This window comes from Mycolicibacterium helvum (genome assembly GCF_010731895.1).
Lineage (GTDB): Bacteria > Actinomycetota > Actinomycetes > Mycobacteriales > Mycobacteriaceae > Mycobacterium > Mycobacterium helvum.
Genome location: NZ_AP022596.1, coordinates 3,724,584 through 3,738,671, shown reverse-complemented (window position 1 = coordinate 3,738,671; position 14,088 = coordinate 3,724,584). Strand labels below are relative to the sequence as shown.

The window sequence follows — 14,088 nt, the reverse complement described above, 5'->3', positions numbered from 1 at the left end:
GGCGGCTATCAGTATCGCGTCGCATCTGAACCTACGTGATCGCGGTCGTCGTATCCGTGGAGAGGTCTGCGTCACAGCGCTTACCCGAATCGCCCCAATATCCCGCTGGCCTCCCGTTACGAAGGTCCGCTATGCTTTGGGTCGGTCATGAGCGCCAGCGTCAAGCCCCGGCTCGCTGGCCGGCAACCCTCCAACCGCGGTGGGGTGCTCCGGGTGAAGACCAGGTTGAGCAGCTGCACCTAGCTGCGCGGCAAGCGCGGGTCCGCCATGAACGGGCCCCCAGAACAGATGGAGGTTCGTTTCTACATGAGCACACCCGAAACCAAAGACCCCAGCGCGACCTGGTCTTTCGAGACCAAGCAGATCCACGCCGGGCAGACCCCCGACGTCGCGACGCACGCCAGGGCGCTGCCGATCTACCAGACCACGTCCTACACCTTCGACAACACCGAGCACGCCGCCGCACTGTTCGGCCTGGCCGAGCCCGGCAACATCTACACCCGGATCATGAATCCCACCCAGGACACCGTCGAGCAGCGCATCGCGGCCCTGGAAGGCGGCGTCGCCGCCCTGTTCCTGTCCTCCGGGCAGGCCGCGGAAACCTTCGCGATCCTCAACATCGCCGGGGCGGGGGACCACATCGTGTCCAGCCCGCGGCTCTACGGCGGCACCTACAACCTGCTGCACTACACGCTGCCCAAGCTGGGCGTGGAGACCACGTTCGTCGACGATCCCGACGACCTCGACTCGTGGCGCAAGGCGGTGCGGCCGAACACCAAGGCCTTCTTCGCCGAGACCATCTCCAACCCGCAAATCGACATCCTGGACATCCCCGGTGTCGCCGAGGTCGCCCACGACAACGGTGTGCCGTTGATCGTGGACAACACCATCGCCACGCCCTACCTGATCCAGCCGATCGCGCACGGCGCCGACATCGTGGTGCACTCGGCCACCAAGTACCTGGGCGGGCACGGCACCGCGATCGCCGGGGTGATCGTGGACAGCGGCAACTTCGACTGGACCTCGGGCCGGTTCCCCGGCTTCACCACCCCGGACCCGAGCTACCACGGCGTCGTCTTCGCCGAACTCGGCCCGCCCGCCTATGCGCTCAAGGCCCGCGTTCAGCTACTGCGTGACCTTGGCTCGGCGGCCTCGCCGTTCAACGCCTTCCTGGTGGCCCAAGGCCTGGAGACGCTGAGCCTGCGCATCGAGCGGCACGTGTCCAACGCACTGAAGGTGGCCGAATACCTGGCCGGTCACGACGACGTGGTGTCGGTAAATTACGCGGGGCTACCCACCTCACCGTGGTACGAGCGCGCAAAGAAGCTGGCACCCAAGGGAACCGGTGCAGTGCTGGCCTTCGAACTGGCCGGTGGTGTCGAGGCGGGCAAGGCGTTCGTCAACGCCCTGACGCTGCACAGCCATGTCGCCAATATCGGCGACGTGCGCTCGCTGGTGATTCACCCGGCGTCGACCACACACCAGCAGCTCTCCGCCGAAGAGCAGCTGGCCACCGGTGTCACCCCCGGTCTGGTGCGACTGGCCGTCGGCCTCGAGGGCATCGACGACATCCTGGCCGACCTGGAGCGCGGTTTTGCGGCCGCCAAGTCAGTGTCGGACGGGCAGGCGTCGGACTCGCGGGCCGTGGCGGCCTTTTGAGTGAGCCTGACATGACACTTTCTGATGAGCGCTTGCGTGACGAACGCATCGTGACGCTGCCGGCCGAGGGTGAGATCGGTGTCGTCGACATCGGCCCGCTGACCCTGGAAAGCGGCGAGGTACTCGAGGACGTCTCGATCGCGGTGCAGCGCTGGGGCAAGCTCTCCCCCAACCGAGACAACGTGGTGGTGGCGCTGCACGCCCTGACCGGTGACTCACATCTGACCGGGCCTGCGGGTCCCGGCCACCCGACCCCCGGCTGGTGGGACGGCGTCGCCGGACCCGGCGCGCCGATCGACACCGACCGCTGGTGTGCGGTGGCCACCAACGTGCTGGGCGGTTGCCGCGGCTCGACCGGCCCCAGCTCGCTGGCCCGCGATGGCAAGCCGTGGGGTTCGCGGTTCCCCATCATCACGGTGCGCGATCAGGTCAACGCCGATGTGGCGGCGCTGGCCGCACTCGGCATCACCGATGTCGCCGCCCTGGTGGGCGGTTCGATGGGTGGCGCGCGGGCCCTGGAGTGGATCATCGGCTATCCCGAACATGTGCGGGCCGCCCTGGTGCTGGCCGTCGGTGCTCGCGCCACCGCCGACCAGATCGGGACGCAGAGCACCCAGATCGCGGCGATCAAGGCCGACCCGGACTGGCAGAACGGCGACTATCACGGCACCGGCCGTAACCCCGATGTCGGGTTGCAGCTGGCCCGCCGGTTCGCCCATCTGACCTACCGCGGTGAGGTCGAGCTGGACAGCCGGTTCGGCAATGACGCCCAGGACGACGAGGACACGCTGTCCGGCGGCCGGTACGCGGTGCAGAGCTACCTGGAATACCAGGGCGCCAAGCTGGTCAAGCGGTTCGACGCGGGCAGCTACGTGACGCTGACCGAGACGCTGTCCAACCACGACGTCGGCCGCGGCCGCGGCGGAGTGGCCGCGGCCCTGGCGTCTTGTCCGGTACCCACCGTGGTCGGCGGGATCACCTCGGACCGGCTCTACCCGCTGCGGCTGCAGCAGGAACTGGCCGGCTTGCTGCCGAACTGCTCGGGGCTCAATGTCGTCGAGTCGATCTACGGCCACGACGGTTTCCTCGTCGAAACCGAGGCCGTGGGCGACTTGATCCGCCGGACATTGGATCTGGCCGACCGCGACGGTTCCCGCGCCCCGTGACCGAGTCGCGGCGGGAACGTTCACTGTCCTTCGGGTCCGAGGCCGCCGCCTACGAGCGCGGGCGCCCGTCGTATCCGCCGGAGGCCATCGACTGGCTGCTGCCGCCCGGAGCGCGCGACGTGCTGGACCTGGGCGCCGGCACCGGCAAACTGACCACGCGACTGGTGGAACGTGGCCTGGATGTGGTGGCCGTCGATCCGTTGGCCGAAATGCTGGAGCTGCTCACCTCTGCACTGCCCGACACCCCGGCGCTGCTGGGCACCGCGGAGCAGATTCCCTTGCCGGACAACAGCGTTGATGCGGTTTTGGTAGCTCAGGCCTGGCATTGGTTCGATCCGCAACGGGCGGCAGCCGAGGTGGCCCGGGTGCTGCGGCCGGGCGGCCGGCTCGGGCTGGTGTGGAATGCCCGTGACGAACGGCTGGGCTGGGTCAAGGATCTGGGCCGCATCATCGGCCACGAGAACGCGCAGCTCAACGACACCACGACACTGCCCAAGCCGTTCACCGATCTGGCCCGCAAGCACGTCGAGTGGACGAGTTACCTGACACCACAGGCGCTGATCGACCTGGTGGCCTCGCGCAGCTACTGCATAACCTCACCGACGGAAGTGCGCACCCGCACACTTGACGAGGTGCGCGAGTTGCTGGCCACCCATCCCGCGCTGGCCAACGCGACGGGTCTGGCGTTGCCCTACATCACGGTGTGTATCCGAGCGACGCTCGGCAGTTAGGGTTGGCGGCCATGGGGGTGTCGGCCGAGCAATGGCTGTCCACGCTGTCAGCCGCGGGCGTGCCCGCCTTTCACTGTCGGCGGGCATCCGGCGAACTCTCGATCGTGTCACGCACACCCGAGTTCATGGCTGTCATGCAAGCGGTCACCGGCCGTCTCGATGAGCGGTCGCTGTTGGCGCGGCTCAATGAGCAGTGGCCGTCGACCGTCGGCGCTGACCCGTTCGCGGTCGCGGCGGCTCAGGAACCCGCCTGGCAGTGCATGATTCGCGCCGTCGAAGCCGAACAGGGCGACTGTCTGGCGATCCTGCGCCTGCCTGAGGAGGCCCCCAACGACGCGTTCTTCACGATCATCGAGAACCTGCCGGACGTGGTCACCCGCTTCGACCGCGAGTTTCGGTGTCGGTACGCCAATCCGCCGATGACCAAGCTCACCGGTGTACCACCGGATAGCCGCGTCGGTAAGACTCACGTCGATACCGGCGCCCCTACTGACCTGGCGGTCGCGTTCCAGCGCGCCTATCAGCAAGTCTTCGACACCGGCGAACCCGTCGAACTCGAATTCGACTACCTCGGAACGACGGGCCTTTGCCACTACCTGGGCAGAGCCACGCCTGAATTCGATCACGAGGGCCGGGTTGACTCCGTCCTGTCCGTGGTCCGCGATATCAGCGAGATCAGACGGCTGCAGTACCAGCTGGAGCAACTTGCCCGCACCGACCCGCTGACGGCGCTGCTGAACAGGCGTAGCTTCACCGCGCGCCTGGATCTCGAGCTGGACCTGGTCCAGCGTGGGCAGGCCGGCTTCACCCTGTTGCTGCTGGACCTCAACAATTTCAAGGACATCAACGATCGGTTCGGCCACGTCGCGGGCGACCGGGTGCTCGAGACGGTGGGCCGGGTTCTGACCGAGGAAACACGTCCGCAGGATGTCGCGGCCCGGCTGGGCGGCGACGAGTTCTGCGTTGCCCTCATCGATACCGACGCGGGCAACGCCCACGTCGTCGCCCAGCGGATTGGCCGGCGGGTCAGCGCTATCTGCGACGAGGATGGTCGGCCGCTGGGGGTATCGGTGAGCGTCGGTGTCGCCGAGGCCGACGAGCAGGATAAGACGGCGGAGGATCTACTCTCCCGGGTGGACGTGCTGATGTACCAGGTGAAGACGGGCGGGCACCCAGGCGGCATGTCGTAGGCATTTCGCCTGGCGCACAGCGTTGCTGGGACGGGTCTAGAGTCGATTGCTATGGGGGAGGACTGGCTGCAGTGGTTTGCCACGTCGGCGGTACCTGCCTTCCTATGCCGCCGCGATGATGACAACCTCGAGATCGTCTCGCGAACACCGCAGTTCGTCGCCGCGGTCGGTCCCGGTACGGGCCAGCTCGACGAGGCCGTCTTGTTGGCCGGGGTCGGTCCGATCTTGCCGGACATCGACAGTTCGCCGGCGGCGGCAGACCTCTGCGATGCACCGGACTGGCAGTGCACGCTGCAGGCACTGGACGATCCACCCACCTCGTGGCTGGGAATTCTGCGGCTGACGACGCCGCGCCAGCGGTATTACGAGACGTTCTTCTCGATTGCACAGGCATTGCCCGACATCGTCGCGCGCCTCGACCGCGAGCATCGGCACATCTACATCAATCCGAGCATCGAACGGCAGACCGGAATCCCAGCCCAGGCGTTCATCGGCAAGAGCAAGCGCGAACTCGGCCTGCCCCCGGAGCTGGTGGCGCAGTGGGAGCCACTGGTCGACCGGGTGTTTCTCAGCGCGGAGCCGGCCGAGGAGGAGCAGCAGCTTCCCACGATCCACGGAGTCCGGACATTCCTGACCCGGGTGGTGCCTGAGCGCTCCGCGGACGGCCGGGTCCACACCGTGCTCAGCACGTCACACGACATCACCCGACTCAAGTCGCTTCAGCAACAATTGGCCGAGCTGGCCCGCACCGACCCGCTGACATCGGTCCTTAACCGGCGCGGTTTCTCCGAACGCATCGAGGTGGAGCTGTCCCGGGTACAGGACGGCCAGGGCCGGTTGAGCCTGCTGCTTCTCGACGTCAACGACTTCAAGTCGATCAACGACAGGTTCGGACACATCGCCGGCGACAACGTGCTGATGGCCATCGGTGATGCGCTGCGGCACGAAGCCGGGCCGGACGATGTCGTCGCCCGCCTCGGCGGCGACGAGTTCTGCGTCGCACTGGTCGATGCCGACGCCGCGAACGCAAGCGCGGCCGCCGACCGAATCCGCCAACGCATCAACGGACTTGGCGCCGGTGACCGCTGTCCATGCGAAATCGGCGTGAGCATCGGACTCATCACCGCCGGCGAGCACGACCACACGGTGTCCGATCTCATGACACGGGTCGACCTGCAGATGTACCGGGAAAAGCCCCGCAAGCCCAGGTGAGTCTAACTAGGCAGTCCGAACCAGCGGTGCAATGCCGCTTGGAGATTGCGCGCATCGTCTGCCCCGAAATCGTCTGCGGCCCAAGCGACATAACCATCCGGACGGATGAGCAACGCCGCAGGACCACCGGCCAGTTCCGCCTCGACGATGTCAATGCGGTCGGCCCAGCGGTGCGCGCCAGGAGTGGCCGCACCTCCGCACAGGTCGAGTAGTACCGGCCTGGCGTTGTGCAGCAGGCTCGCCACCCTGCGCCCGTCGCCGAGTGTCAAGTCAGGTACCAGATAGCCGGACAGCCGGTGGTCATCGCCGACGTCGTAACGGACATCCGAGCCGGCCAGCAGTCGGACAAGATGTTCGCTGACGCCAGGCACGGCGATCAGCTCGCCGAAAAGTGCTCGTAATTGGGCGACTTCGGGGCCCGGGGCCATCAGCGCGCTCTGCGCCATCGAGTGCATCATCACCCGCTCCCCCACCGGGTGACGCTCACCTTCGTAGCTGTCGAGCAGTTCGGGCGGTGCCCAGCCGTTGACGGTGGCGGCCAGCTTCCAGCCGAGGTTCACCGCATCTTGCAGGCCGAGGTTCAGCCCAGGGCCACCCATTGCCGAGTGCACGTGGGCGGCGTCGCCGAGCAGCAGGACCCGCCCGGCCCGGTAATGTTCAGCCTGCCTGGTGTTCTGGCCGTCGATGCGGCGCAGCGCGTGCGGGCCAGGGCCGTGGGGTTCTTCAAGCGGAACGTCGACACCCAGTATCCGTTGCAGGCTGCCGCGCAGTTCGGCGATCGACATCGGCCCATCCTCGGCAGCCGTTCCGTCCTCGCGGGTGCCGACCAACACCACATCCGGCTCGAAGGTGCCGACGAGCACCATACCGGTATCAAATCTGTTGTGCCCGAAGGGGATGCGCCCGACCCCCGGGATGACGAGACCGCCGTCCTGCGCACGCAAATCGTCGGGGACGTGCACCTGGGCGATCCGCGCGACGGTGGCCGAGGTGGTGCCCGGAAAGTCGATGCCGACGCTCTTGCGCACCAGGCTGCGGCCGCCGTCGGCGCCGATGAGGTAGTCGGCGGTCATGGTGTAGACGCCGTCGGCCGTGGCAATGCTCAGCTCGACATCGTCGGCCCGATTGCGCAGCCCGGTCAGTTCGTGCCCCCAGCGCAGGTCCACACCCAGGTCGCGAGCGCGCGCTTCGAGCAGCCGGACCAGCCTGGGCTGCGGCATCATCAGCGCGTGCATCGGGCTTTCCGACGGGTCCGCGTAGTGCAGTTGCATCCCGGAGAACATCCACCCGGGAAGCGGCTGCGGCGGCTGCTCATCGCCGGTGAACTCGGCATAGAGCCCGCGCATGTCCAGCATCCGGATCACCTGTCCGACAAGACCGTTGGCCTTCGGCTCAGCGCCGGGACCGGGGAGCGCGTCGAGGACGATCGGGGTGATGCCGGCCAGGGCGAGTTCGCAGGCCAACATCAGGCCGTTGGGGCCTGCGCCGGAGATCGCGACACGGGTGTCAGGCACGGTTACTCCTTTGGGGAAGAGTGGTGGGGGCGGGCAACCCGGCGACAACATCGGCGAAACCACGGCGGATCAGCCCGACGATGGGAACGGGCGGATCGGCGGCGATGTAGGTGTCCATGGCGGCTTCGGCGACGGCGCGAATGCTCGCTGCGACGAGGCGGGGGTACATATCGCGCACCGGGTCAGTGCCAGTGCGTTCGGCGATCGCGTCGATCCATTCGGCCATCAGGTCTTTGGCCAACGCGTTACGCACTTCGATGGCCATATTGAGCTCGACGAGCTGGTCGAGCTGTTTATGCGTCGGCGCGTAGTCCTCGCCCATCTCGGCGAGCAGCGGTTCGAGCACCGACTCGGTGATCGCCGTCCACAGCGGCTCGCTCGCGGGCCACGCTCGAAATGTGGCGAGGCTGAGCCGCATTCGCGCCAGCTGACGGTAGGCGATGGCCTCGTACTTGCCGGCGAAGTAGTTGTTGAACGTCCGCACCGACACGCCGGCGCGCTCGGCGATGGCTTCCCGGGTGACGTTGTCGAGTCCACGCTCGAATGCCAGCGCCAGTGCGGCGTCGCTCAGCGCTCGTCGGGTGTCGGCCTTCTTGCGCTCGCGCAGTCCCTGCGGTGCGGTCATGTCGCCACCATACGCCCAAAGTTGCCCGACAGGCAAAATTGCCCGACAGGCAAAGCTAGTGGATTACGACGTGCCCAGTGGATCGATCGTCGATGCGATGTAGACCATCGCCACACACACCGTGGTCATCGTGGCGAAGTCGACGCCGCGGGAGCGCACCACCAGCAGCCCCGCACGCTCCTCGGTGAGCACCAAACGCAGCGCGGCGGCGACCCCCACCGCGATACCGATCAGCAGCGAGCCGCGGCGCCAGAACCCCGCCGCCACCAGAATGAAGGCGACCGCGAAGATCACGCCGACGCCCAGGATCGGCCATTGTGAACGCACCACGCGCCCGGTGAAGGCCACCGCCTCCGTGCGGGTCGGCAGTCGGCGCTTCGCCCGAGCGGTCACTGGCCCGCTTCGGCCAGTTCGACGACGTTGGTGAGCAGGAACGCCCGGGTCAACGGACCCACACCGCCGGGGTTGGGCGACACATGTCCGGCGACCTCCCAGACATCGGGATGCACATCGCCGGTGAGCTTTCCGTCCACCCGGCTCACCCCGACGTCGACGACGGCCGCACCGGGCCGCACCATGTCGGCGGTCAGCATGTGCGGCACACCAACCGCCGCAATGATGATGTCGGCCTGTTTGGTCAGCGCGGCAAGATCGCGAGTTCCGGTGTGGCACAACGTGACTGTGGCGTTCTCAGAGCGGCGGGTGAGCAGCAGGCCCATTGGCCGGCCAACGGTGACGCCGCGACCGATCACCACCACGTGCGCACCGGCGATCGGCACGTCGAAGCGGCGCAGCAGATGCACGATGCCACGCGGGGTGCACGGCAGCGGCGCCGGCTTGCCCAGCACCAGCCGGCCCAGATTGGTCGGATGCAGCCCGTCAGCGTCCTTGCCGGGGTCGACCCGTTCCAGCGCGGCGTTCTCGTCGAGGTGTCGCGGCAACGGCAGCTGCACGATGTATCCGGTGCACTCGGGGTTGGCGTTGAGCTCGTCGAGGGTGTCGTCGAGTTGCGCCTGGCTGACATCGGCGGGCAGGTCGCGGCGGATCGAGGTGATCCCGACCTTGGCGCAGTCCGAGTGTTTGCCCTTCACGTAGGCGTGCGAACCGGGGTCGTCGCCGACGAGCACCGTGCCCAGCCCGGGAGTGCGTCCCGCGGCGGTCAGTGCCGCCACACGGTCTTTGAGATCGACGAAAATCTCGTCACGGGTGAGCTTGCCGTCCAGGGTGATAGCGACCACGCGCAACATTGTTCCACCGCACCGGGAACTGTCGTTGACAGCATCGAGTACCGCGTGGTCAGCTGCGGTTATGAACAGTGCGCCAGATGTGTTCAGCCAGGCGAAACTCGGCCCCATCACGCTGCGCAACCGGACCGTCAAGTCGGCGACCTTCGAAGCGCGCACACCCGACGACGTCGTCTCCGACGACCTGATCGCCTTTCACCGGGCCGTCGCCGCCGGCGGCATCGGTATGACGACCGTCGCTTACACCGCGGTGAGCCAGGGCGGCCGTACCAACGGTGGACAGATCTGGATGCGCCCGGAAGCTGTGCCCGGCCTGCAGCGGCTGGCCGACGCAGTGCACGCCGAGGGCGCGGCGATCAGCGCGCAGATCGGCCACGCCGGCCCGGTGGCGAATGCGCGATCGAACAAGGCAACCGCGCTGGCCCCGGTCCGCTTCTTCAACCCGCTGTCGATGAAGTTCGCCAAGCACGCCAGCCGCGACGACATCAACGACGTCATCGCCGCCCACGCGTCGGCGGCCCGGTTCGCCATCGACTCCGGTTTCGACGCCGTCGAGATCCACCTCGGCCACAACTATCTGGCCAGCTCATTCCTGTCACCGATGATCAACCGGCGCACTGACGAGTTCGGCGGATCGTTGGCGAACCGGGCGAAGGTGGCCAGGGGCATCGTGCTGGCCGTCCGCCGCGAGGTCGAGCGGCTGGGCCCGGCGACGATCGCGGTGACCGCCAAACTCAACATGTCCGACGGGGTTCGCGGCGCAATCAACATCGAGGAGTCGCTGCAGACCGCGAAGTGGCTCCAGGAGGACGGTGGCCTGGACGCCATCGAACTGACCGCGGGCAGCTCGCTGCTCAACCCGATGTACCTGTTCCGCGGCGATGCCCCGGTGAAAGAGTTCGCCGCGGCGCAGAAGTGGCCGCTGAACTGGGGTATGCGCATGACCGGCAAAAAATTCATGCGTGAATACCCCTACCGGGAAACCTATCTTCTGCGCGACGCCGAGCAGTTCCGCAAGGAGCTGACGATGCCGCTGATCCTGCTCGGCGGCATCACCAACCGCGATTCGATGGACCGCGCGATGGCCGCAGGCTTCGAGTTCGTGGCGATGGGGCGCGCCCTGTTGGCCGAGCCCGATCTACTCAATCGCATCCAGGCCGACGGCGACGCCCATTCTGTGCAATCACTGTGCACACACTGCAATAAGTGCATGCCGACGATCTACTCGCGGACCCTTTGTGTCGTGACGGGCGGTCCGGCATGACGAGTGAACGGCGTCGCTACCGATAGAGTTGGTGTCGATGACTCGACCAGCCGCGCCCGTTCTGACAGTTCGGTATGACGGGTCGGAGCGCACCTTCGCCGCAGGACACGACGTCGTGGTCGGCCGCGACCTGCGCGCCGACGTGCGCATCGCCCACCCCTTGATCTCGCGTGCCCATCTGGTGTTGCGCTATGACCACGGCCGCTGGATGGCCGTCGACAATGGCTCGCTCAACGGCATGTTCATCAATGGCCGCCGGGTGCCGTCCGTCGACATCACCGACGGAATGACCGTGAACGTCGGCAATCCCGACGGGCCTCCGATGAGCTTCGGGCTCGGCCGCGACCAAGGTTCGGTGGGACGTCCGCCGCAGACCTCATCGGTGCGCCTGGCCGCCCCGGTGTCCTCGCCGTCGTGGCCGGCCGCGCCGAGCCGTGGTCCGGCGACCGCCGGATCGTGGCAGCAGTCGCCGTCACAATCGCAGCCGACTCACCAGATGCCGCCTGCCTACCCGACGAGCGGTTCACGCGCGCAACCGACGTACCATCCGCCGACCGGGTCCGGCCCGGTGGCGCACCCACCGGCGACGGCACCGACCCAGCTGCGCCAGGCGGTGGGCAAGCCCGCGGCCGGGTCGTCGAATCTCGCGACCTCGATGCTCAAGATCCTGCGCCCGGGTGCGCCCAGCGAGGTACCGCCCGGCGGCGTCAAGATCGGCCGCGCGACCGACAACGACATCGTCATCCCCGACGTGCTGGCCTCGCGTCATCACGCCACTCTGATCCCGACTCCGGGCGGGACGGAGATCGTCGACAACCGAAGCATCAACGGCACGTTCGTCAACGGCACCCGGGTCGACACCGCGTTGCTCAATGACGGCGACACCGTCACGATCGGCAACATCGACCTGGTCTTCGCGGGCGGCACGCTGGCCCGGCGCACCGAGACCGAGGCGGCCACCGCCACCGGCGGTCTGGACGTGCGTGCGGTGACGTGGACGATCGAAAACAACAAGACGCTGCTGGACAACATCTCGCTGACAGCGCGCCCCGGCACGCTGACCGCGGTGATCGGCCCATCCGGCGCCGGCAAGTCCACCTTCGCGCGACTGGTCGCCGGCTACACCCATCCGACAAGCGGAACGGTGACTTTCGAGGGCCATAACATCCACGCCGAGTACGCCTCGCTGCGATCCCGGATCGGCATGGTGCCGCAGGACGACGTGGTGCACGGCCAGCTGACGGTCAACCAGGCGTTGATGTACGCCGCCGAGCTGCGACTGCCACCGGACACCACCAAGGAGGACCGCCAGCAGGTGGTGGCCCAGGTACTCGGCGAGCTGGAGATGACCCAGCACGCGGACACTCGGGTCGACAAGCTGTCCGGCGGGCAGCGCAAGCGCGCGTCGGTGGCCCTGGAGCTGCTGACCGGGCCGTCGCTGCTGATCCTCGACGAGCCGACCTCGGGCCTGGACCCGGCGCTCGACCGTCAGGTCATGACGATGTTGCGCCAGCTCGCCGACGCCGGCCGCGTGGTGCTGGTGGTCACCCACTCGCTGACCTACCTCGACGTGTGCGACCAGGTGCTGCTGTTGGCGCCCGGCGGCAAGACTGCATTCTGCGGGCCGCCCAACCAGATCGGCCCGGCGATGGGCACCACCAACTGGGCCGACATCTTCAGCAGCGTCGCCGGCGACCCCGACGCCGCCCACCACCGCTACCTGTCAGCGACCGGGCCTGCTCCCCCGCCGCCTCCGTTGGAGACACCGTCGAATATGGGCGAGCCGACGCACACCAGTCTGTTGCGCCAGTTCTCCACGATCGCGCGCCGCCAGATGCGGCTGATCATCTCCGACCGGGGCTATTTCATATTTCTTGCGGTGCTGCCGTTCATCATGGGTGTGCTGTCATTGTCGGTACCTGGCACCGTCGGTTTCGGGGTGCCTGATCCGATGGGCGACGCCCCCAACGAGCCCGGCCAGATCCTGGTGCTGCTCAACGTCGGCGCGATCTTCATGGGTACGGCGCTGACCGTTCGCGATCTGATCGGCGAGCGACCGATCTTCCGCCGAGAACAGGCAGTCGGGTTGTCCACGACGGCGTACCTGCTGGCGAAGGTGTGCATCTATGCGGTGTTCGCGATCGTGCAGTCCACGATCGTCACCGCGATCACCGTCGCGGGCAAGGGCGGGCCGACGCAGGGTTCGCTGACGTTCCTGAGCCCGACGGTGGAGTTGTTCGTGGTGATGGCCGCGACGACGGTCACCGCGGCGATGGTGGGTCTGGCCCTGTCCGCGTTGGCCAAGTCGAACGAACAGATCATGCCGCTGCTGGTCGTCGCGGTCATGAGTCAGCTGGTGTTCTCCGGCGGCATGATCCCGGTGACCGGCCGCCTCGTGCTCGACCAGTTGTCGTGGATCACCCCGGCGCGCTGGGGCTTTGCGGCGTCTGCCTCGACGATCGACCTGATCAAACTGGTGCCCGGCCCGTTGACCCCCAAAGACGCGCACTGGCATCACACCGCGTCGGCCTGGTGGTTCGACATGGGCATGCTCGGAGCGCTGTGCATCGGCTATTTGAGCCTGGTGCGCTGGAAGATCCGGCTCAAGAGCGCCTAGTTCCCTGCGATTTCGGCGCGGAAACCGCCGCCGGCGGTTTCCGCGCCGAAATAGTGCAGATGGAGCCTCCGGTCAGCGGGGCGGCGGGCACACGATCGGCAGAAGGCACGGGATCGGGCCCAGCGGGCCGAGTCCCGGGCCACCAAAGCCTGGGCCACCGAAACCGGGGCCACCAGGACCACCAGGACCACCAGGACCACCGGAGCCGAATCCCATGGGACCGATCCCGCCTGGTCCACCCGGGCCGAAGCCACCGGGACCCCCCGGTCCGCCGAAACCGCCAGGCCCACCAGGCCCACCGAAACCGCCAGGCCCACCGGGGCCACCGGGACCACAGGGCATTCCAGGCGCACACATACCCGGCGGGGCTGCCTGGGCGACCGGTGCAGCCGCAACACTTGACGCGAGCACCACACCGCCGCCGGACATCGCCACTACGGCGGCCAGGCCCATCCGGGCCGTTACTGCTTTGGGGAACATCGCCCCTCCTCGTTACTCGTCGATAGTGATCACTGGGATTCACCACACCGCCGAAATGGTGTCGGCGGAGATCATGGGTCGGTGACGGCGAGGCCACCGAAACGTAGGCTCGGACGGTTCGATCCGATCCTTGCTCGTCAATATGCGGCGGTGGCCGGCCCCGAGGAGTCCTGGAGCCGAAAGCTCAATCCCGTCGCCCACATCGATTGCCACGCGTCCTCATCCGGACCAAATACCTGCCACCACTTGCTCGTCCAAGTGCGAACCAGATACTCCAGAATGCTAAGTCCGCGCGCTATGGACGCACTGTCAACGAACTAGCAGCGGTGTAAGCATGGGCAGCCCATGTGCGACGCAGGTGCAGTGCGTGACGTCGAGCAGACACG

The 14,088-nt window shown here is 67.3% G+C and carries 12 protein-coding genes and 1 riboswitch; of the genes, 7 read left to right on the top strand and 5 right to left on the bottom strand.

What is annotated here, in order from left to right:
• Positions 1 to 143 precede the first annotated feature (143 nt).
• Positions 144 to 263, top strand: a riboswitch (SAM riboswitch).
• Between the two features lie 43 nt (positions 264 to 306).
• The 5 genes from G6N38_RS17595 to G6N38_RS17575 are packed head-to-tail and all read left to right on the top strand — an operon-like array spanning position 307 to position 5,958.
• The gene (locus G6N38_RS17595; protein WP_163749375.1) at positions 307 to 1,659 is read left to right on the top strand and encodes a bifunctional o-acetylhomoserine/o-acetylserine sulfhydrylase; all 1,353 of its coding nucleotides are present in this window, start codon (positions 307 to 309) and stop codon (positions 1,657 to 1,659) included.
• An 11-nt stretch (positions 1,660 to 1,670) separates the two neighbouring features.
• Positions 1,671 to 2,825 carry a homoserine O-acetyltransferase MetX gene (gene metX, locus G6N38_RS17590; protein WP_163749374.1) on the top strand — a complete coding sequence of 385 codons (1,155 nt, stop codon included), beginning with the start codon at positions 1,671 to 1,673 and terminating at the stop codon, positions 2,823 to 2,825.
• Entirely contained in the window at positions 2,822 to 3,556 is a 735-nt protein-coding gene (locus G6N38_RS17585; RefSeq protein WP_163749373.1) for a class I SAM-dependent methyltransferase, read from the top strand. The genes metX and G6N38_RS17585 overlap by 4 nt, the downstream gene beginning before the upstream one ends.
• Positions 3,557 to 3,567: 11 nt before the next feature.
• A complete protein-coding gene (locus G6N38_RS17580; protein ID WP_163749372.1) occupies positions 3,568 to 4,746 on the top strand; it encodes a sensor domain-containing diguanylate cyclase in 1,179 nt (392 codons plus the stop codon).
• A 51-nt stretch (positions 4,747 to 4,797) separates the two neighbouring features.
• Positions 4,798 to 5,958 (top strand): GGDEF domain-containing protein, encoded by a 1,161-nt coding sequence (locus tag G6N38_RS17575; RefSeq protein WP_163749371.1) that lies wholly within the window; start codon positions 4,798 to 4,800, stop codon positions 5,956 to 5,958.
• Between the two features lie 2 nt (positions 5,959 to 5,960).
• On the opposite strand, the gene G6N38_RS17570 is transcribed toward G6N38_RS17575, so the two are convergent.
• The 4 genes from G6N38_RS17570 to G6N38_RS17555 form a co-directional block, all read right to left on the bottom strand.
• A complete protein-coding gene (locus tag G6N38_RS17570; protein WP_246228042.1) occupies positions 5,961 to 7,424 on the bottom strand; it encodes an FAD-dependent monooxygenase in 1,464 nt (487 codons plus the stop codon).
• Positions 7,425 to 7,464: 40 nt separating this feature from the next.
• Positions 7,465 to 8,097, bottom strand: a complete 633-nt coding sequence (locus G6N38_RS17565; protein WP_163749369.1) for a TetR/AcrR family transcriptional regulator — start codon at positions 8,095 to 8,097, stop codon at positions 7,465 to 7,467.
• A gap of 63 nt (positions 8,098 to 8,160) precedes the next feature.
• Positions 8,161 to 8,445, bottom strand: a complete 285-nt coding sequence (locus tag G6N38_RS17560) for a DUF3017 domain-containing protein (RefSeq protein ID WP_163752081.1) — start codon at positions 8,443 to 8,445, stop codon at positions 8,161 to 8,163.
• A 41-nt stretch (positions 8,446 to 8,486) separates the two neighbouring features.
• Positions 8,487 to 9,335 (bottom strand): bifunctional methylenetetrahydrofolate dehydrogenase/methenyltetrahydrofolate cyclohydrolase, encoded by an 849-nt coding sequence (locus tag G6N38_RS17555; protein ID WP_163749368.1) that lies wholly within the window; start codon positions 9,333 to 9,335, stop codon positions 8,487 to 8,489.
• Between the two features lie 70 nt (positions 9,336 to 9,405).
• Here G6N38_RS17555 and G6N38_RS17550 point away from each other — a divergent pair, with 70 nt between their 5' ends.
• Both G6N38_RS17550 and G6N38_RS17545 read left to right on the top strand, forming a co-directional pair.
• Positions 9,406 to 10,605: an NADH:flavin oxidoreductase gene (locus G6N38_RS17550; RefSeq protein WP_163749367.1), complete on the top strand. Its 1,200-nt coding sequence runs from the start codon at positions 9,406 to 9,408 to the stop codon at positions 10,603 to 10,605.
• Positions 10,606 to 10,636: 31 nt separating this feature from the next.
• Positions 10,637 to 13,222: an FHA domain-containing protein gene (locus tag G6N38_RS17545; protein WP_163749366.1), complete on the top strand. Its 2,586-nt coding sequence runs from the start codon at positions 10,637 to 10,639 to the stop codon at positions 13,220 to 13,222.
• Here the strand turns inward: G6N38_RS17545 and G6N38_RS17540 are convergent.
• Positions 13,219 to 13,539, bottom strand: a complete 321-nt coding sequence (locus G6N38_RS17540) for a hypothetical protein (protein WP_163749365.1) — start codon at positions 13,537 to 13,539, stop codon at positions 13,219 to 13,221. The genes G6N38_RS17545 and G6N38_RS17540 overlap by 4 nt on opposite strands.
• Positions 13,540 to 14,088: the final 549 nt, after the last annotated feature.